This window comes from Pseudomonas sp. microsymbiont 2 (genome assembly GCF_054788395.1).
Map to the genome: position 1 here is coordinate 234,596 of NZ_CM139112.1, position 18,603 is coordinate 253,198.

The following is an 18,603-nucleotide window of genomic DNA, read 5'->3' on the forward strand; positions in this document are numbered from 1 at the left end:
CTCAGTCCGGAATCGGCAGGCACAGGCTCTCCTTCACCTCTTCCATCACGATGTAGCTCTTCGACTCGCGCACATGGGGCAGCTTGAGCAGGATGTCGCCGAGCAGCTTGCGGTACGAGGCCATCTCCGAAATGCGCGCCTTCACCAGGTAGTCGAAATCGCCCGACACCAGGTGGCATTCCAGCACGTGAGGCAGCTTGAGCACGGCGCGGCGGAATTCCTCGAAGGTGTCGCCCGACTTGTAGTCCAGGCTGATCTCGACGAACACCAGCAGGCTGCCCTTGAGGTGCTGTGGGTTGAGGCGGGCGTTGTAGCCCATGATGATCCCCTCGCGTTCCAGGCGGCGCACGCGCTCGGTGCAGGGGGTGGTGGACAGCCCGACCTTCTCGCCCAGCTCGGTGAAGGAGATGCGCCCGTCACTCTGCAGGATCCGCAGGATGTTGCGGTCGATCTTGTCCAGTTCACGTTTGCTCTGGTGCTGGGTTCTCATAGGGGATGCCCCTCCGTGAAAGGCGATTTTGCCGAGAATTCTCGCCAAATATAGGCGCTTATATAGTGAATAGCACTGGTCGGAGATTCTTATACTGCGCGCAACCATGCCATATCAACAAAAGACTGCGGCAAGCCGCGTGCGAGGGATACAACAATGCGAGTTCTGGTACTTGGTAGCGGTGTGATCGGAACCGCCAGTGCCTACTATCTGGCCCGGCAAGGTTTCGAGGTCACGGTGGTCGATCGCCAGCCGGCGGTGGCCATGGAAACCAGTTTCGCCAACGCCGGCCAGATCTCGCCCGGCTATGCCTCGCCCTGGGCCGCCCCGGGCGTGCCGCTCAAGGCCATCAAGTGGCTGCTCGAGCGCCACGCGCCCCTGGCCATCAAGCTGACCGGCGATGTCGACCAGTACCTGTGGATGGCGCAGATGCTGCGCAACTGCACCGCCAGTCGCTATGCGGTGAACAAGGAGCGCATGGTGCGCCTGTCCGAGTACAGCCGTGACTGTCTCGACGAGCTGCGCGCGGAAACCGGCATTGCCTACGAAAACCGCAGCCTGGGCACCACCCAGCTGTTCCGCACCCAGGCACAGGTGGACGCCGCGGCCAAGGATATTGCCGTGCTGGAACAATCCGGCGTGCCTTACGAGCTGCTCGACCGCGACGGCATCGCCCGCGTCGAGCCGGCCCTGGCCGGGGTGAAGGACATCCTCGCCGGCGCCCTGCGCCTGCCCAACGACCAGACCGGCGACTGCCAGCTGTTCACCACCAAGCTGGCCGAAATGGCCATCAAGCTGGGCGTCGAGTTCCGCTTCGGCCAGGACATCCAGCGCCTGGACTTCGCCGGCGATCGCATCAACGGCGTATGGATCGACGGCAAGCTGGAAACCGCCGACCGCTACGTGCTGGCCCTGGGCAGCTACTCGCCGCAGATGCTCAAGCCTCTGGGCATCAAGGCCCCGGTGTACCCGCTCAAGGGCTACTCGCTGACCGTGCCGATCACCGACGGCGACATGGCGCCGACCTCGACCATTCTCGACGAGACCTACAAGGTCGCGATCACCCGTTTCGACAACCGCATCCGTGTTGGCGGCATGGCTGAAATCGCCGGTTTTGACCTTTCGCTGAACCCGCGTCGACGCGAAACGCTGGAGATGATCGTCAACGACCTTTATCCTCGCGGCGGCGACTTGAGCCAGGCAAGCTTCTGGACCGGCCTGCGCCCGGCAACCCCCGATGGTACCCCGATCGTCGGTGCGACCAAGTTCCGTAACCTGTTCCTCAACACCGGTCACGGCACCCTGGGTTGGACCATGGCTTGCGGTTCCGGTCGCCTGCTGGCCGACCTGATCGCGCGCAAGAAGCCGCAGATCAGTGCCGAAGGCCTGGACATCTCGCGTTATGGCAACAGCCGCGAAGCGGCCAGCCAAGGCCAGCCGGCGCCGGCGCACCAGTAAGCATTGATGCTGTTGGCCTCATCGCGGGGCAAGCCCGCTCCCACCGAACCTCGACAGTGATCGTGGGAGCGGGCTTGCCCCGCGATGAGGCCCGAAACCGATTGACCTGTTCCCTCACCCCGGCGCGGTGGGTACCTACCCCCATCTGCCGCGCCGGGGCTTTACCGATAACCAGAACTGCCAGAAGGCTGCCGCCATGCGTCCCGCCCGTGCCCTGATCGATCTCCAAGCCCTCCGTCACAACTACCGCCTGGCCCGTGAGCTGACCGGCGCCAAGGCCCTGGCCGTGGTCAAGGCCGATGCCTACGGCCATGGCGCGGTGCGTTGCGCCCTGGCCCTGGAGCCAGACGCCGACGGCTTTGCCGTGGCCTGCATCGAGGAAGCGCTGGAACTGCGCGCGGCAGGCATCAAGGCCCCGGTGCTGCTGCTCGAAGGCTTCTTCGAGGCCAGCGAGCTGGCGCTGATCGCCGAGCATGACCTGTGGTGCGTGGTGCATTCGCCGTGGCAACTGGAGGCGCTCGAAAAGACGTCGCTGCACAAGCCGCTGACTGTGTGGTTGAAGATGGACACCGGCATGCACCGCGTCGGTGTGCATCCCAAGGACTACCAGGATGCCTACCAGCGGCTGCTGGCCAGCGGCAAGGTCTCGCGCATCGTGCTGATGAGCCACTTCGCCCGCGCCGATGAGCTCGATGCCAGCGCCACCGAGCAGCAGGTCGCCGTGTTCGAGGCCGCCCGCCAGGGCCTGGTCGCCGAGTGCAGCCTGCGCAACTCGCCGGCCGTGCTGGGCTGGCCGAGCATCAAGAGCGACTGGGTACGCCCGGGCATCATGCTCTACGGCGCCACCCCGTTCGAGCAGGCCCAGGCCGAAGCCGCGCGCCTGCAGCCGGTGATGACCCTGCAATCGCGCATCATCAGCGTGCGTGAACTGCCGGCCGGTGAACCGGTGGGCTACGGCGCCAGGTTCGTCAGCCCGCGTCCGACCCGGGTCGGTGTGGTCGCCATGGGCTATGCCGACGGCTACCCGCGCCAGGCGCCCACCGGTACTCCGGTGGTCGTGGCCGGCAAGCGCACCCAGCTGATCGGCCGGGTGTCGATGGACATGCTCTGCGTCGATCTCACCGAGGTGCCCGAGGCCACCATCGGCAGCCCGGTGGAACTGTGGGGCAAGCAGGTGCTGGCCAGTGACGTGGCGCTGCAGGCCGGGACCATTCCGTACCAGATCTTCTGCAACCTCAAGCGCGTGCCACTGGACTATATCGGCGAATAGGGCGCCGAAGCGGACAGGCTGCGGGGCGGTGTGTTGTAAATACTGAACGGCATTGCCATCATATCGTTCACACTTCCCCACCTCGACCGTTTCTGGAGGCGCAAGCTTTGGACGTCGGTGAACGACTGCAAGCCATCCGTAAGCTCAAGGGCCTGTCCCAGCGCGAACTCGCCAAGCGCGCGGGCGTGACCAACAGCACCATCTCGATGATCGAGAAGAACAGCGTGAGCCCGTCGATCAGCTCCCTGCGCAAGGTGCTCAGCGGCATTCCCATGTCCATGGTCGAGTTCTTTTCGGTTGAACTGGCACCGGAAAGCCCCACCCAGATCGTCTACAAGGCCCACGAGCTGATCGACATCTCCGATGGCGCGGTGACCATGAAGCTGGTCGGCAAGTCGCATCCGAATCGGGCCATCGCCTTCCTCAACGAGGTCTACCCACCGGGTGCCGACACCGGCGAGGAAATGCTCACCCATGACGGCGAAGAAACCGGCATCCTGCTCGAAGGCCGTCTGGAACTGGTGGTCGGTACCGAGACCTTCATTCTCGAAGCCGGCGACAGCTACTACTTCGAGAGCACCCGTCCGCACCGTTTTCGCAATCCATTCGAAGAGCCGGCTCGGCTGATCAGCGCGGCGACTCCGTCGAACTTTTGATCCAGCGCAGTGCATTGATTCGCCAATACCCTTTCCCCGAGTGTGGTCGTTCCACGCTTTGTGCAGTGCCGCTATACTTTTCAACGCTCGCGATTCCGTGGCCGCGGGCGTGATTAGCCACCATGAGGGTGTTCGCGTGAACCAAATCAAGAAGATGCTGGCCGTACCAGCAGCCGTATTCGCCCTTTGGGCAATGAGCGCAACCGCTGCAACCAACGACGACATCGCCAAGCGCCTCGCGCCGGTCGGCCAGGTGTGCGTCCAGGGCCAGGAGTGCAAGGGCATGGAAGTGGTCGCCACTGCCGGCGGCGGCGGGGCCAAGACGCCGGACGAGATCATCGCCAAGCACTGCAATGCCTGTCATGGCACGGGCCTGCTGAACGCGCCGAAGATTGGCGACACCGCCGCGTGGAAGGAGCGCGCCGACCACCAGGGTGGTCTCGATGGCATCCTGGCCAAGGCCATCACCGGCATCAACGCCATGCCGCCGAAGGGCACTTGCGCCGATTGCTCGGATGAAGACCTCAAGGGTGCGATCAAGAAGATGTCGGGGCTGTGAGCCTGACCTGATTCGAGTAAAGCCCGCCATTGATGGCGGGCTTTTGTTTTTGTGCTGCCTGTGCCGGCCTCTTCGTGGGTAAACCCGCTCCCACAGGGGACAGCACAGCAACCAACCTGCCATGATTCATGTCCAACCCCTGAACCCTAGATGTTCCAGGAGGCTCCGATGCAGCGCTGTTCCATAGACCAGGCCGTGGACGAGGTCCTGCAGCGCCTGCCCGCGCATATCCACATGGGGCTGCCCCTGGGCCTGGGCAAGCCCAACGCCTTCGTCAATGCGCTGTACGCCCGCATTCGCGAGCTGCCCGAGCGTCGCCTGACGATCTATACGGCTCTGTCCCTTGGCCGACCTGCGCTGGGCGACGGCCTGCAGCGCCGTTTTCTCGAACCCTTCGTCGAGCGCGTGTTCGCCGACTACGAAGAGCTCACCTACCTTGCCGACCTGCGTGCCGATACCTTGCCGGCCAACATTCGCGTCGAGCAGTTCTTCATGCAACCCGGCAGCCTGTTGCACAGCGCGCCGGCGCAACAGGACTACGTCAGCAGCAACTACAGCCACGCCGCCCGCGACATCAACGCCAAGGGCCTTAACCTGATCGCGCAACTGCTGGCGGCCACGCCCGAAAGGCCCGACCACCTGAGCCTGGCCTGCAATCCCGACATCACCCTCGACCTGCTGCCGATGATCGCCCGGCGCCGTGCTGCGGGAGAGACCATCCTGATGCTGGGCCAGGTCCACGACGAGCTGCCCTACATGCCTGGCGATTCGGAACTGGACGTGGCGCAGTTCGACCTGCTGATCGACCAGCCCGAGCATCGCCGACTGTTCTCCACCCCGAACATGCCGGTGAACGCCCAGGACCACTGCATCGGCCTGTACGCCAGCACGCTGGTACGCGATGGCGGCACCCTGCAGATCGGCATCGGTGCCATGGGCGACGCGGTGACGGCGGCATTGCTGGCACGCCAGGGCGACAACGAAGGCTATCGAGCGCTGCTCGATGAACTGGAGATCGACCCGTGGCAGGCGCTGATCGAACAGGAAGGCGGGCTGGATACCTTCGCCCAGGGGCTGTATGGCTGCAGCGAGATGTTCGTCAACGGCTTGCTGGCCCTGGCCGAGGCCGGCGTGGTGCGACGCCCGGCCGACGAGCGCGGTGTGCTGATCCATGGCGGATTCATCCTCGGCCCTCGGGCCTTTTATCAGCGCTTGCGCGAAATGCCCCTGGCGCAGCGCGCTCGCTTTGCCATGAGCGCTATCAGTTTCATCAACGAACTTTACGGCCAGGAAGACCTCAAGCGCCGCCAGCGACGGGACGCGCGCTTCATCAACACGGTATTCGGCATGACCTTGCTGGGCGCGGGGGTCGCCGACCAGCTCGAGGATGGCCGGGTGCTCAGCGGCGTGGGTGGGCAATACAACTTCGTCGCCCAGGGGCACGCGCTTGAGGGTGGTCGCTCGATCCTGCTGCTGCGCAGCTGGCGCGAGGCCGGTGGCGAGGTCACTTCGAATCTCTACTGGACCTACGGCCACTGCACCATACCCCGGCACCTGCGCGACATCGTGATCACCGAGTACGGCATCGCCGACCTGCGCGGGCAGACCGACAGCGAGGTGATTGCGCGGTTGCTGGCGATCAGTGACTCACGTTTTCAGCGCGAGCTGATGGAGCAGGCCAAGGCGGCGGGCAAGCTGGCAAAGGACTTCGAGCTGGATGCGCGGTTCATGGACAATACGCCTGAGCGGCTCGAGGCCATTCGGGCACGGCATGCACGGCTGTTTCCGGAGTATCCACTGGGGACTGATTTCACGGCGCAAGAGCGGGATCTGTTGCGGGCGCTGAATTGGTTGAAGAGCAAGTTCAAGCTGAGCGAGGTCTTGGAGCTGGGCAAGGCAGCGTTGGATGCGCCGGGGCCCGAGGGGTATGAGGCACAGTTGGCGCGGATGAAGCTGGATAATCCGCAGGGTTTGAAAGAGGAGCTGTATCAGCGGTTGCTGCTGGCGGCGCTTCAGGCGACGCGATGATACCGGGCATTCCTGGCCCCCTGTAGGAGCGGCCTTGTGTCGCGAAAGGGGCGCGTAGCGGCCCCAGGATTTCAGCGTTCATGCACAGATCGCCGGGGCCGCTTTGCGGCCCTTTCGCGACACAAGGCCGCTCCTACAGGGTACGAGCAAGGCTTTACTCGATGAAGGTCACCACGCCGCCTGCCAGCGACTTGACCCGGGCCAGCGATTCGACGCGGTAGCCCTGGCTGTCCAGCTCGGCGCGGCCGCCCTGGAACGACTTCTCGATGACGATACCCAGGCCGGCTACGGTGGCGCCGGCCTGCTTGATGATCGAGATCAGCGCCTGGGACGCCTTGCCGTTGGCCAGGAAGTCGTCGATCACCAGCACGCGGTCGCTGCTGTTGAGGTGGCGCGGCGAGATGGCCACGGTGTTCTCGGTCTGCTTGGTGAAGGAGTACACCGAGGCGGTCAGCAGGTTCTCGGTCAGGGTCAGCGACTGGTGCTTGCGCGCGAAGATCACCGGCACGCCGAGCTTCAGGCCAGTCATCACCGCCGGGGCGATGCCGGAGGCCTCAATGGTGACGATCTTGGTCACGCCCGAATCGGCGAACAGGCGGGCGAACTCGTCACCGATCAGCTGCATCAGCGCCGGGTCGATCTGGTGGTTGAGAAACGCATCGACTTTGAGAACTTGATCGGAAAGCACGATGCCTTCTTCGCGAATCTTCTGCTGCAGTGCTTCCACTGTGTATTCCTCGATGTAGCAAAGGTGGCCGCAAATAGCGGCAAAGTTAAAGAGTAATGGTTGATCAGCGTTTGAGCATTGCCCGGATATCGGCCAGGGCGTTGTTGCCGCGCGCGGCTTTCACTTCCACGGGCGCATCGTCCAGGCCTTCCCAGGCCAGGTCGTCCGGCGGCAGTTCGTCGAGGAACCGGCTCGGCGTGCAGTCGATGATTTCGCCGTACTGCTTGCGCTTGGCGGCGAAGGTGAAGGCCAGGGTCTGACGCGCGCGGGTGATGCCCACGTAGGCCAGGCGGCGTTCCTCTTCGATGGTGTCGGCCTCGATGCTCGAGCGGTGGGGGAGGATCTCCTCCTCCATGCCCATGATGAACACGTAGGGGAATTCCAGGCCCTTGGAGGCGTGCAGGGTCATCATCTGCACGCCTTCGGCGTTTTCTTCCTCTTCCTGCTGGCGCTCGAGCATGTCGCGCAGCACCAGCTTGCCGATGGCGTCCTCGATGGTCATGTCACCCTCTTCGTCCTTTTCGAGGGTGTTCTTCAGCGCTTCGACCAGGAACCAGACGTTGCTGATGCGGAATTCGGCAGCCTTGTCGCTGGCGGTCTGCTGGCGGATCCAGTTCTCGTAGTCGATGTCGCGGATCATTTCGTGCAGCGCGGCGATCGGGTCTTCCAGGGCGACCTTGTGGCGCACCCCGTCGAGCCAGTGCTTGAAGCGCTGCAGGCGCTCGGTGTAGCGGGCGTCCAGGTGCTCGCCCAGGCCCAGCTCCTCGCTGGCGGCGTACATCGAGATGCCGCGCTCGGTGGAATAGTTGCCGAGCTTCTCCAGGGTGGTCGAGCCGATCTCGCGGCGCGGCACGTTGATCACCCGCAGGTAGGCGTTGTCGTCGTCCGGGTTCACCAACAGGCGCAGGTAGGCCATCAGGTCCTTGACCTCCTGGCGGCCGAAGAAGCTGTTGCCACCGGACAGGCGGTACGGCACCTGGTGGTGCTGCAGCTTCAGTTCGATCAGCTTGGCCTGGTAGTTGCCCCGGTAGAGGATGGCGAAGTCGCTGTACGGACGGTTGGTGCGCAGGTGCAGGGTGAGGATTTCCATGGCCACGCGTTCGGCCTCGGCTTCCTCGTTCTTGCAGCGGATCACGCGGATCTCGTCGCCGACGCCCATCTCGCTCCACAACTCCTTCTCGAAGGCGTGGGGGTTGTTGGCGATCAGCACGTTGGCGCAGCGCAGGATACGGCTGGTGGAGCGGTAGTTCTGCTCGAGCATGACGATCTTCAGGGAGGGGTAGTCCTCCTTGAGCAGCATCAGGTTTTCCGGGCGGGCGCCGCGCCAGGCGTAGATCGACTGGTCGTCGTCGCCGACCACGGTGAACTGGTTGCGCATGCCGATCAGCATCTTCACCAGCAGGTACTGGCTGGCGTTGGTGTCCTGGTATTCGTCCACCAGCAGGTAGCGCACGCGGTTCTGCCAGCGTTCGAGCACATCGGGGTGCTCCTGGAACAGCTTGACCGGCTGCAGGATCAGGTCGTCGAAGTCCACCGCGTTGAACGCCTTGAGCGTGCGCTGGTAGTGGGTGTAGACGATGGCCGCGGTCTGCTCGCGCGGGTTGCGCGCCTTCTCCAGGGCCTCGGGCGGCAGGATCAGGTCGTTCTTCCAGGCACCGATCATGTTCTTGATCTCGTCGATGCCGTCGTCGCCGGAGTATTCCTTCTGCATGATGTCCGACAGCAGCGCCTTGATGTCGGATTCGTCGAAGATCGAGAAGCCCGGCTTGTAGCCCAGGCGCTCGTGCTCCTTGCGGATGATGTTCAGGCCCAGGTTGTGGAAGGTGCACACCGTCAGGCCCCGGCCTTCCCCCGGACGCAGCAGGGTGCCGACCCGCTCCTTCATCTCGCGCGCGGCCTTGTTGGTGAAGGTCATCGCCACGATGTACTGGGCACGGATGCCGCAGTTCTGGATGAGGTGGGCAATCTTGCGCGTGATCACGCTGGTCTTGCCGGAGCCTGCACCGGCGAGCACCAAAAGAGGGCCGCCGACGTAGTCTCGGGCTTCCTGTTGCCGGGGATTGAGTCGGGACATGCTAGAAACCGGGGGTAACCAGAAAATAGCCGCGCATTCTAGCAGGCATGGACCGGTTAATGCGCGACCGTCTGACGTTGTGATGCAGGGCGCGAATCGGATTTGCCGGTTCTGCTACTTTCGCGCAGGATGCACGTCAGATTGCGTCGGGATGCCGGCCAGGGATGGGCAATGACTAAAAGTGAAAATCATTTCCAGTTAATCGGGTAGGATTGCCCGCGCTCGCCGTTCCACCGCCCATATCCAAGGAGCCCGCTTGTCCACGCCTGTCGAACCCCTGCGTTTGCTGCTGTTGGCCGATGAGTCGGAATGGGCTGCGCGTCTGCGCGAATGCCTGCAGCCGATGGGCGGTAGCGCCGTGCTGCTGACCGCGCCGAACTGGGCGGCGGTGGACAGCCTGTTCGCCAACGACCGCCAGGCCGTGGTGCTGGCCACGCCCGAGCTGCAGCCGGCGCCGGGGCGTTGCGAGCTGCCGACCATCCTGCTGCTGGAGCAGGAGCCGACGAGCCCGCCGGTTGGCGTCAGCGACTGGCTGGTGCTGGCGCAATTGACCCCCGATGCCTTGCGCCGCTGCCTGCGCCATGTGCGCGAGCGCGGCGTGCTGGTGGCGACCCTGCAGCGCCTGGCCGAACAGGACCCGTTGACCGGTATCGCCAACCGCCAGGGCTTCCAGGCACTGCTGACCGCACGCCTGGCCGAGAACGAAGGCCGTGGCCTGGCCCTGGGCCACCTTGATCTGGACAACTTCCGTCACGTCAACGACGCCCTTGGCCATCAGGGCGGCGATCGCCTGATCCTGCAGGTCGTGGCCCGGTTGAAGCATCAGCTGGAGGCCGGCGATCAGCTGGCGCGTCTGGGCAGCGACGAGTTCGCCCTGCTGATCGACACCCGCCGCGACCCCAACCGCGCCGAATGGATGGCCGAGCGCATCACCGAGGCACTTACCGAACCCTACTGGATCGACGGCGAGAGCCTGCTGCTCGGGTGCAGCCTAGGGATCGCCCATGCCCGCGCCCAGGCCGGGGCCGATCCGCTGATGTGGCATGCGCACATCGCCATGCGGCAGGCCAAGGGCAATCAGGGCTGCACCTTCCATGTGTTCAATGAGCGCATCAACCGCAATGCCCGCAGCCTTGCCGACCTGGAAAGCGAACTGCGCCGTGCCCTGCGCCGTGACGAGCTGGAGCTGCACTACCAGCCGCGGCTGAACCTCGCCGATGGTCGCATCGTCGGGCTGGAGGCGCTGGTGCGCTGGAACCACCCTGAACGCGGCCTGCTGGCACCGAGCGAGTTCGTGCCACTGGCCGAGCAGAGCGGGCTGATCGTGCCGCTCGGCTATTGGGTGATCTCACGGGCGTTGAGCGATATGCAGGCGTTGCGCGAACGCGGGCTGGCGCCGCTGCACATGGCGGTGAACCTGAGCTTCCGCCAGTTCCAGGACAGCCAGTTGCTGGCCACCCTCAGCCGGCTGATCGTCGAGCACGGTGTCGATGCCCGCTGGCTGGAATTCGAGCTGACCGAAACCGCGGTGATGCGCCGCAACGAGCTGGTACGGCAGACCATGGATGCCCTGGGGCGCCTGGGCGTGCGCTTCTCGCTGGACGACTTCGGCACTGGCTTCTCGTCGTTCGTGCACCTGAACAGCCTGCCGATCACCCTGCTCAAGGTCGACCGCAGCTTCGTCGGCGGCATGGAGCAACGGGAAGAGAACGCCAAGCTGGTGCACGCCATGATCAACCTGGCGCACAACCTCAACCTGGAGGTGGTGGCCGAAGGCGTGGAGAGCGAGGAGCAACTGGCGCTGCTGCGGGCGTTCGGTTGCGACCAGGTGCAGGGGTTCCTGGTCAGCCGGCCGTTGCCGGTGGGGGCGTTGATCGAGTACCTGTCGCAGGTGCCGAGTCCGAGCCTGGCGCAGACCTTGTAGATTACGCATTGGGGCTGCTTTGCAGCCCTTTCGCGACGCAAGGCCGCTCCTACAGACGATCGCGACCCTTTGTAGGAGCGGCCTTGCCGAGGCGTCGGACCGGTCGGAAAGGGGCGCGAAGCGCCCCCGGCAATTTCAAGCCATGAAGATGATCAACCGGCCAGCATGCGCCCGGTCTCTTCCAGGTTCTCGTGCCAGCTCAACGCTTCGCGCAGGATGTGCGGCGTATGCCCGCCGCGCTGGCAGGCGCGCTCGAAGTAATCGTTCAGCGCCGCGCGGTAGTCCGGGTGCACACAGTTGTCGATGATCACCCGGGCGCGCTCGCGCGGTGCCAGACCACGCAGGTCGGCCAGGCCCACCTCGGTCACCAGGATGTCCACATCGTGCTCGGTGTGGTCGACGTGGCTGACCATCGGCACCACGCTGGAAATCGCGCCGCCCTTGGCGATCGACTTGGTGACGAAGATCGCCAGGTGGGCGTTGCGGGCGAAGTCGCCGGAGCCACCGATGCCGTTCATCATCTTCGTGCCGCAGACGTGGGTCGAGTTGACGTTGCCGTAGATGTCGAACTCCAGCGCGGTGTTGATGCCGATGATCCCCAGGCGACGCACCACTTCAGGGTGGTTGGAGATTTCCTGCGGGCGCAGCACCAGCTTGTCCTTGTAGCGCTCCAGGTTGCCGAACACATCGGCGTTGCGGCGGCTCGACAGGGTGATCGAGCTGCCCGAGGCGAAGCTCAGCTTGCCGGCATCGATCAGGTCGAAGGTCGAGTCCTGCAGCACTTCGGAGTACATGGTCAGGTTTTCGAACGGCGACTCGATCAGGCCGCACATCACCGCGTTGGCGATGCTGCCGATGCCGGCCTGCAGCGGGCCGAGGTTGTTGCTCATGCGGCCGGCGTCCACTTCACCTTTGAGGAAGGCGATCAGGTGGTCGGCGATGCCCTGGGTCTCGTGGTCCGGTGGCAGCACGGTGGACGGCGAGTCCGGTTGGTCGCTGATGACGATGCCGACGATCTTGGCCGGATCGATCGGGATGGCGGTGCTGCCGATGCGATCGTCCACCTTCACCAGTGGGATCGGCGTGCGGGTCGGGCGGTAGGTCGGGATATAGATGTCGTGCAAGCCTTCGAGGTTGGCGTTGTGCGACAGGTTGATCTCGACGATGACCTGCTTGGCGAAGATCGCGAAGCTGGCCGAGTTGCCCACGGAGGTGGTCGGCACGATATGGCCTTGCTCGGTGATCGCCACCGCTTCGATGACGGCGATGTCCGGCAGGGTGAGCTGTTTGTTGCGCAGTTGCTCGACGGTCTCCGACAAGTGCTGGTCGATGAACATCACCTTGCCGTCGTTGATGGCCTTGCGCAGGGTGCTGTCGACCTGGAACGGCATGCGTCGGGCCAGCACGCCGGCTTCGGTCAGTTGCTTGTCCAGGTCGTTGCCCAGGCTGGCGCCGGTCATCAGGCTGATCTTCAGTGGCGACTGTTTGGCGCGTTCGGCCAGTGCGTGGGGCACGGCCTTGGCTTCGCCGGCGCGGGTGAAGCCGCTCATGCCGACGGTCATGCCGTCCTGGATCAGGCCAGCGGCGTCAGCCGCACTCATTACCTTGCTGTGCAGGGAGGACAAGCGGATACGATCACGGTACATGGATTGTTATCTCGGGCTACTGAGGCTACTGGAAGCGCAGTCTAGAGATTTCACCCGGAACCGTCCCGCGACCATGGTCGTAGGCGAAGGTCGGAAGTAGAGCCGTTGATCTGGATCAAGCAAATGAAAAGGCCCCTGGGAATATCTCCCCAGGGGCCTTATGCGCTTCTATATGGGTTAGGCCGGGTCAGTCTACGGCCTTGACCATGTCCTCGATGACTTTCTTGGCGTCACCGAACACCATCATGGTCTTGTCCAGGTAGAACAGTTCGTTGTCCAGGCCCGCGTAGCCGCTGGCCATGGAGCGCTTGTTGACGATGATGGTCTTGGCCTTGAAGGCCTCGAGGATCGGCATGCCGGCAATCGGCGACTTCGGATCGTTCTTCGCCGCCGGGTTGACCACATCGTTGGCGCCCAGCACCAGCACCACGTCGGCCTGGCCGAACTCGGCGTTGATGTCCTCCATCTCGAACACCTGGTCGTACGGCACCTCGGCCTCGGCCAGCAGCACGTTCATGTGTCCCGGCATGCGCCCTGCCACCGGGTGGATCGCATATTTCACGGTCACACCGTTGTGGGTCAGCTTCTCGGTCAGCTCCTTGAGCGCGTGCTGGGCGCGGGCCACCGCCAGGCCGTAGCCCGGAACGATGATCACGCTGTCGGCGTTGCTCAGCAGGAAGGTGGCGTCGTCGGCCGAGCCGGACTTCACCGGGCGCTGTTCTTTCGAACCTTGCGCGGCGCCGGCATCGGTGTCACCGCCGAAGCCGCCGAGGATGACGTTGAAGAACGAGCGGTTCATCGCCTTGCACATGATGTACGAGAGGATCGCACCGCTGGAGCCGACCAGGGAACCGGCGATGATCAGCATCGAGTTGTTCAGCGAGAAGCCGATGCCCGCCGCTGCCCAGCCCGAGTAGCTGTTGAGCATCGACACCACCACCGGCATGTCGGCGCCGCCGATCGGGATGATGATCAGCACGCCCATGACGAAGGCCAGGGCCAGCATCAAGGTGAAGGCGCTGTAGTGGCCGGTGAAGGTGAACAGCAGCCCCAGTGCGATGGTCGCCAGGCCCAGGATCAAGTTCAGCTTGTGCTGGCCGGCGAACTGTACCGGTGCGCCCTGGAACAGACGGAACTTGTACTTGCCCGACAGCTTGCCGAAGGCGATCACGGAACCCGAGAAGGTGATGGCACCGATGGCCGCGCCGAGGAACAGCTCCAGGCGATTGCCGGTGGGGATCGGGTCGCTGATGCTGGCGACGATGCCCAGCGATTGCGGCTCGAGCACGGCGGCGATGGCGATGAACACCGCGGCCAGGCCGATCATGCTGTGCATGAAGGCGACCAGCTCGGGCATCTTGGTCATCTCGACGCGCTTGGCCATGATCGAGCCAGCGCTGCCGCCGACCAGCAGGCCGACGATCACGTAGCCGATGCCCGCAGTGGCCAGCTCGGCCCCAAGCTTATAGATGAGGCCTACCGTGGTGAGGATGGCGATGCCCATGCCGATCATGCCGAACAGGTTGCCGCGGCGTGAAGTGGTCGGGTGCGAGAGGCCCTTGAGCGCCTGGATGAAGCAGACCGAGGCGACCAGGTACAGAAGCGTTACCAGATTCATGCTCATGCTTACTTCTGCGCCTCGTTCTTGGTTTTCTTCTTGAACATTTCCAGCATGCGGCGGGTGACCAGGAAGCCACCGAACACGTTGACCGCGGCCAGTGCCACGGCCAGGGTGCCCATGACCTTGCCGGCCGGGGTGACGGTCAGCGCGGCGGCCAGCATGGCGCCGACGATGACGATCGCGGAAATGGCGTTGGTGACCGCCATCAACGGGGTGTGCAGGGCCGGGGTGACGTTCCACACCACGTGATAGCCCACGTAGATGGCCAGCACGAAGATGATCAGGTTGTAGATGCCGTGGGAAATCAGCATGTCTTCCATTGTCGTGCTCCTTAGCCGTTCTTGCGCACGACCTGGCCATCGCGGCACATCAGGCACGCGGCGACGATGTCGTCTTCGAGGTTGATGACCAGGTTGCCGTCCTTGTCGAACAGCAGCTTCATGAAGTCCAGCAGGTTGCGCGCGTACAGCGCCGAGGCATCGGCGCCGACCTGGGCCGGCAGGTTGGTCGGGCCGGCGATGGTCACGCCGTTGTGCGTCACCACCTGATCGGCCACGGTCAGCGGACAGTTGCCGCCTTGGGCCGCAGCCAGGTCGATGACCACAGATCCAGGTTTCATCTGCGCCACCGTTTCGGCGCTGAGCAGGGTCGGCGCCTTGCGTCCGGGGATCAGCGCAGTGGTGATGACGATATCGGCCTGTTTGGCGCGCTCGTGCACCGCCTGGGCCTGGCGTTGCATCCAGCTGGCCGGCATCGGCCGGGCGTAGCCGCCGACGCCTTCGGCGCATTCGCGTTCTTCATCGGTCTCGTAGGGCACGTCGATGAACTTGGCGCCGAGCGACTCGATCTGCTCCTTCACCGCCGGGCGCACGTCCGATGCTTCGATCACCGCGCCCAGGCGCTTGGCCGTGGCGATGGCCTGCAGGCCGGCCACGCCAGCGCCGAGGACCAGTACGCGGGCGGCCTTCACGGTGCCTGCGGCGGTCATCAGCATGGGCATGAAGCGTGGATAGTGGTGAGCCGCCAGCAGCACGGCCTTGTAGCCGGCGATGTTGGCCTGGGACGACAGCACATCGAGGCTCTGGGCCCGCGAAGTGCGTGGCGCGGCCTCCAGGGCGAAGGCGGTGATGCCGCGTTCGGCCATCTTGGCGATCAGTTCATTGTCGAACGGGTTGAGCATGCCTGCCAGCAGGCTGCCGCTGTTGATCAGCGTCAGTTCCTGGTCATTGGGCGCGACCACCTTGAGCACCAGTTGCGCGCCGAAGGTATCGGCGGCCTCGCCCAGCGTGGCGCCAGCGGCTTCATAGGCACTGTCCGGAATGGCGGCCTTGAGCCCCGCCCCCCGTTGCACGGTGACCTGATGGCCCTGGCCAACCAGTTTCTTGATGGTTTCCGGGGTCGCGGCGACCCTTGTCTCACCCGTCTGCGTCTCGAGAGGAACACCAATGTGCACGACTTTGTCTCCTGCGGTGACCTTTTGTCTTTATGGAAACCAGCGCACTTCGGGTGGTGCGGCTGGGCGGTCGTAGAGCACGACCCCGCCGGATCCGGGGCGGGGGAGGCATTTTGCAGACGAACCCAGGGGCCTTCAACAGGTTCTGAAGCGAAACGAACTCAAAACTACAAGTCACCCTGTGACCGTATGTCGCAACGATTCCGGTCCAGCCCGTCAAGTACGCGCTCTTCGCAGCTTAGGGGAAAAAATGAAAAAAATTCGGCTGTTTTCGTTCGTGGCGTTGTGAATGTCGCAAAATAAGCCGCAAACCCGCGTAGCTACTAGGGTTGATAGGGTTTTTCCGCTAGCCGGAACAGATTACGAATTTGCGACAAAACCATATATCTGTAGGTGTTCAAAATAATTGACTACGGAGTCAGCTTATCTGTTTTCGGCTTCAGTCGATGGCGGTGTATTGTTGCGCCACCGACACCAGCCAATCACGAAACGCCCGTAGCGACGCAGACTCCACCTTTCGCTCGGGAATCATTAGATGGTAGGCCTTGTCGCTGGACAGGGCATGCCTGTTAGCGACCAGCAACCGGCCCTCCTGCAGCTCGCGCTGGATCAGGAATGGCGGAATCAGCGCGACGCCCATGTCGTGCATGGCGGCCTGGGCCAGCATCGAGAACAGTTCGTAGCGCGGACCGGTCATGTCGCGCGCGACGCTCATGCCCAGGCTGTCGAACCACTGCCGCCAGGCGTAGGGGCGCGTGGTCTGTTGCAGTAGAGGCAGCTCGGCGATGTGCTGGGCGTCCAGGCAAGTTCGCCCATCCAGGAGGGCGGGGCTGCACACCGGCATGGGGTTTTCGCCCATCAGTCGGTGAGATTGGGTGCCGGACCAGTCGGCGTCGCCGAAGTAGATCGCGGCATCGAAGGGCGTGTCGGCGAACAGGAAGGGGCGGGTGCGGTTGGTCAGGTTGACCGTGACCTCCGGGTGACGTTGCTGGAAGTCCTTCAGGCGCGGCAGCAGCCATTGCGTACCGAAGGTCGGCACCACCGCCAGCTCGATCACGTTGGCGCCTTGCTGGCGCATCACCGAAAGCGTGTCGCGCTCCACCGCATCCAGCTGCGTGGCCACCTGGCGGCTGTAGGAGAGCCCGGCTTCGGTCAGCTTCACGCCCCGGCGCGAGCGGCGGAACAGTTCGACATTGAGGAAGGCTTCCAGGCCGCCGATCTGCCGACAGACGGCGCCCTGGGTCAAGGCCAGTTCCTGGGCGGCCTTGGTGAAGCTCTCGTGACGCGCGGCCGCCTCGAAGCAGACCAGGGCGGTGGTGCTGGGAATCTTGCGGCGCATGTACGTCAACCTCACTTGTCGGGCGGTGAACAGGGTATTTCGATGATCACGAAGTGAGAAAATATCACTAAACCGTGCGCAATCCTCGTTTGTCCCGCGGGCCGATCAGGCCTAGGATCAATCCAGCACAACAATTCGTTCCCATCTTTCGAGGAATCCGCACATGGCTGGCAAGGCAAGCTTCAACTGGATCGATCCGCTGCTGCTGGACCAGCAGCTCACTGAAGAAGAGCGCATGGTCCGCGACAGCGCCTATCAGTTCGCCCAGGACAAGCTGGCACCCCGTGTGCTGGAGGCGTTCCGCCACGAGCAGACGGACCCGGCGATCTTCCGTGAGATGGGCGAAGTCGGCCTGCTCGGCGCGACCATCCCCGAGCAGTATGGCGGCAGCGGCCTGAACTACGTGTGCTACGGCCTGATCGCCCGTGAGGTGGAGCGCATCGACTCCGGCTACCGCTCGATGATGAGCGTGCAGTCGTCGCTGGTGATGGTGCCGATCAACGAGTTCGGGACCGAGGCGCAGAAGCAGAAGTACCTGCCGAAGCTGGCCAGTGGCGAGTGGATCGGCTGCTTCGGCCTGACCGAACCCAACCATGGCTCCGACCCGGGCTCGATGATCACCCGGGCGCGTAAGGTCGATGGCGGCTATCGCCTGACCGGCAGCAAGATGTGGATCACCAACAGCCCGATCGCCGACGTGTTCGTGGTCTGGGCCAAGGACGATGCTGGCGATATCCGCGGCTTCGTGCTGGAGAAAGGCTGGGACGGCCTCAGTGCTCCGGCCATCCACGGCAAAGTCGGCCTGCGCGCCTCGATCACCGGCGAGATCGTCATGGACAACGTGTTCGTGCCGGAAGAGAACATTTTCCCGGATGTGCGTGGCCTGAAAGGCCCGTTCACCTGCCTGAACTCGGCCCGCTATGGCATCTCCTGGGGCGCTCTGGGCGCCGCCGAGGCCTGCTGGCACACGGCGCGCCAGTACACGCTGGACCGCCAGCAGTTCGGCCGTCCGCTGGCTGCCAACCAGCTGATCCAGAAAAAACTGGCCGACATGCAGACCGAGATCACCCTGGCCCTGCAAGGCTGCTTGCGCCTGGGGCGGATGAAGGACGAAGGCACTGCGGCCGTCGAGATCACCTCGATCATGAAGCGCAACTCCTGCGGCAAGGCCCTGGACATCGCCCGCATGGCCCGCGACATGCTGGGCGGCAACGGCATCTCCGACGAGTTCGGCGTGGCCCGTCACCTGGTCAACCTCGAGGTGGTCAACACCTATGAAGGCACCCACGACGTGCATGCGCTGATCCTCGGGCGCGCGCAGACCGGCATCCAGGCGTTCTACTAATAGAGAGGAGCCA

Annotated in this window: 15 protein-coding genes; 7 read left to right on the forward strand and 8 right to left on the reverse strand. The window is 64.0% G+C overall.

What is annotated here, in order from left to right:
• Nucleotide 1 precedes the first annotated feature (1 nt).
• Nucleotides 2-490 carry a transcriptional regulator DadR gene (dadR, locus tag ACYUME_RS01115; protein WP_039581953.1) on the reverse strand — a complete coding sequence of 163 codons (489 nt, stop codon included), beginning with the start codon at nucleotides 488-490 and terminating at the stop codon, nucleotides 2-4.
• A gap of 156 nt (nucleotides 491-646) precedes the next feature.
• Here dadR and dadA point away from each other — a divergent pair, with 156 nt between their 5' ends.
• The 5 genes from dadA to ACYUME_RS01140 all read left to right on the forward strand — a co-directional run bounded on the left by dadA (nucleotide 647) and on the right by ACYUME_RS01140 (nucleotide 6,461).
• On the forward strand, nucleotides 647-1,948 hold the full coding sequence (gene dadA, locus ACYUME_RS01120) for a D-amino acid dehydrogenase (RefSeq protein ID WP_460417832.1): 1,302 nt from the start codon (nucleotides 647-649) through the stop codon (nucleotides 1,946-1,948).
• Between the two features lie 196 nt (nucleotides 1,949-2,144).
• The gene (gene alr, locus ACYUME_RS01125) at nucleotides 2,145-3,218 is read left to right on the forward strand and encodes an alanine racemase (RefSeq protein ID WP_279888934.1); all 1,074 of its coding nucleotides are present in this window, start codon (nucleotides 2,145-2,147) and stop codon (nucleotides 3,216-3,218) included.
• Between the two features lie 107 nt (nucleotides 3,219-3,325).
• Nucleotides 3,326-3,874 carry a cupin domain-containing protein gene (locus ACYUME_RS01130; protein ID WP_011536384.1) on the forward strand — a complete coding sequence of 183 codons (549 nt, stop codon included), beginning with the start codon at nucleotides 3,326-3,328 and terminating at the stop codon, nucleotides 3,872-3,874.
• Between the two features lie 154 nt (nucleotides 3,875-4,028).
• A complete protein-coding gene (locus ACYUME_RS01135; RefSeq protein WP_279809024.1) occupies nucleotides 4,029-4,433 on the forward strand; it encodes a c-type cytochrome in 405 nt (134 codons plus the stop codon).
• A gap of 168 nt (nucleotides 4,434-4,601) precedes the next feature.
• Nucleotides 4,602-6,461 carry an acetyl-CoA hydrolase/transferase C-terminal domain-containing protein gene (locus ACYUME_RS01140; protein WP_460417834.1) on the forward strand — a complete coding sequence of 620 codons (1,860 nt, stop codon included), beginning with the start codon at nucleotides 4,602-4,604 and terminating at the stop codon, nucleotides 6,459-6,461.
• A 154-nt stretch (nucleotides 6,462-6,615) separates the two neighbouring features.
• On the opposite strand, the gene ACYUME_RS01145 is transcribed toward ACYUME_RS01140, so the two are convergent.
• Together ACYUME_RS01145 and rep are read right to left on the reverse strand one after the other, a co-directional pair.
• Nucleotides 6,616-7,188 (reverse strand): xanthine phosphoribosyltransferase, encoded by a 573-nt coding sequence (locus ACYUME_RS01145; RefSeq protein ID WP_460417835.1) that lies wholly within the window; start codon nucleotides 7,186-7,188, stop codon nucleotides 6,616-6,618.
• 64 nt (nucleotides 7,189-7,252) lie between these two features.
• Nucleotides 7,253-9,262: a DNA helicase Rep gene (gene rep, locus ACYUME_RS01150; RefSeq protein WP_050707509.1), complete on the reverse strand. Its 2,010-nt coding sequence runs from the start codon at nucleotides 9,260-9,262 to the stop codon at nucleotides 7,253-7,255.
• Nucleotides 9,263-9,518: 256 nt separating this feature from the next.
• On the opposite strand from rep, the gene ACYUME_RS01155 reads away from it, so the two are divergent.
• The gene (locus ACYUME_RS01155) at nucleotides 9,519-11,186 is read left to right on the forward strand and encodes a putative bifunctional diguanylate cyclase/phosphodiesterase (RefSeq protein WP_279888407.1); all 1,668 of its coding nucleotides are present in this window, start codon (nucleotides 9,519-9,521) and stop codon (nucleotides 11,184-11,186) included.
• Nucleotides 11,187-11,338: 152 nt separating this feature from the next.
• Here the strand turns inward: ACYUME_RS01155 and ACYUME_RS01160 are convergent, their stop codons facing one another.
• The 5 genes from ACYUME_RS01160 to ACYUME_RS01180 form a co-directional block, all read right to left on the reverse strand.
• Nucleotides 11,339-12,832 carry an acetyl-CoA hydrolase/transferase family protein gene (locus tag ACYUME_RS01160; RefSeq protein ID WP_279888405.1) on the reverse strand — a complete coding sequence of 498 codons (1,494 nt, stop codon included), beginning with the start codon at nucleotides 12,830-12,832 and terminating at the stop codon, nucleotides 11,339-11,341.
• Between the two features lie 187 nt (nucleotides 12,833-13,019).
• On the reverse strand, nucleotides 13,020-14,456 hold the full coding sequence (locus ACYUME_RS01165) for an NAD(P)(+) transhydrogenase (Re/Si-specific) subunit beta (RefSeq protein ID WP_279888403.1): 1,437 nt from the start codon (nucleotides 14,454-14,456) through the stop codon (nucleotides 13,020-13,022).
• A 2-nt stretch (nucleotides 14,457-14,458) separates the two neighbouring features.
• The gene (locus ACYUME_RS01170; RefSeq protein WP_008097413.1) at nucleotides 14,459-14,773 is read right to left on the reverse strand and encodes an NAD(P) transhydrogenase subunit alpha part 2; all 315 of its coding nucleotides are present in this window, start codon (nucleotides 14,771-14,773) and stop codon (nucleotides 14,459-14,461) included.
• Between the two features lie 11 nt (nucleotides 14,774-14,784).
• Nucleotides 14,785-15,906, reverse strand: coding sequence for a Re/Si-specific NAD(P)(+) transhydrogenase subunit alpha (locus ACYUME_RS01175; protein ID WP_460417836.1), 1,122 nt, complete (start codon nucleotides 15,904-15,906; stop codon nucleotides 14,785-14,787).
• 439 nt (nucleotides 15,907-16,345) lie between these two features.
• Nucleotides 16,346-17,245 carry a LysR family transcriptional regulator gene (locus ACYUME_RS01180; RefSeq protein WP_460417838.1) on the reverse strand — a complete coding sequence of 300 codons (900 nt, stop codon included), beginning with the start codon at nucleotides 17,243-17,245 and terminating at the stop codon, nucleotides 16,346-16,348.
• Between the two features lie 163 nt (nucleotides 17,246-17,408).
• Here ACYUME_RS01180 and ACYUME_RS01185 point away from each other — a divergent pair, with 163 nt between their 5' ends.
• The gene (locus tag ACYUME_RS01185) at nucleotides 17,409-18,590 is read left to right on the forward strand and encodes an acyl-CoA dehydrogenase (RefSeq protein ID WP_460417839.1); all 1,182 of its coding nucleotides are present in this window, start codon (nucleotides 17,409-17,411) and stop codon (nucleotides 18,588-18,590) included.
• Nucleotides 18,591-18,603: the final 13 nt, after the last annotated feature.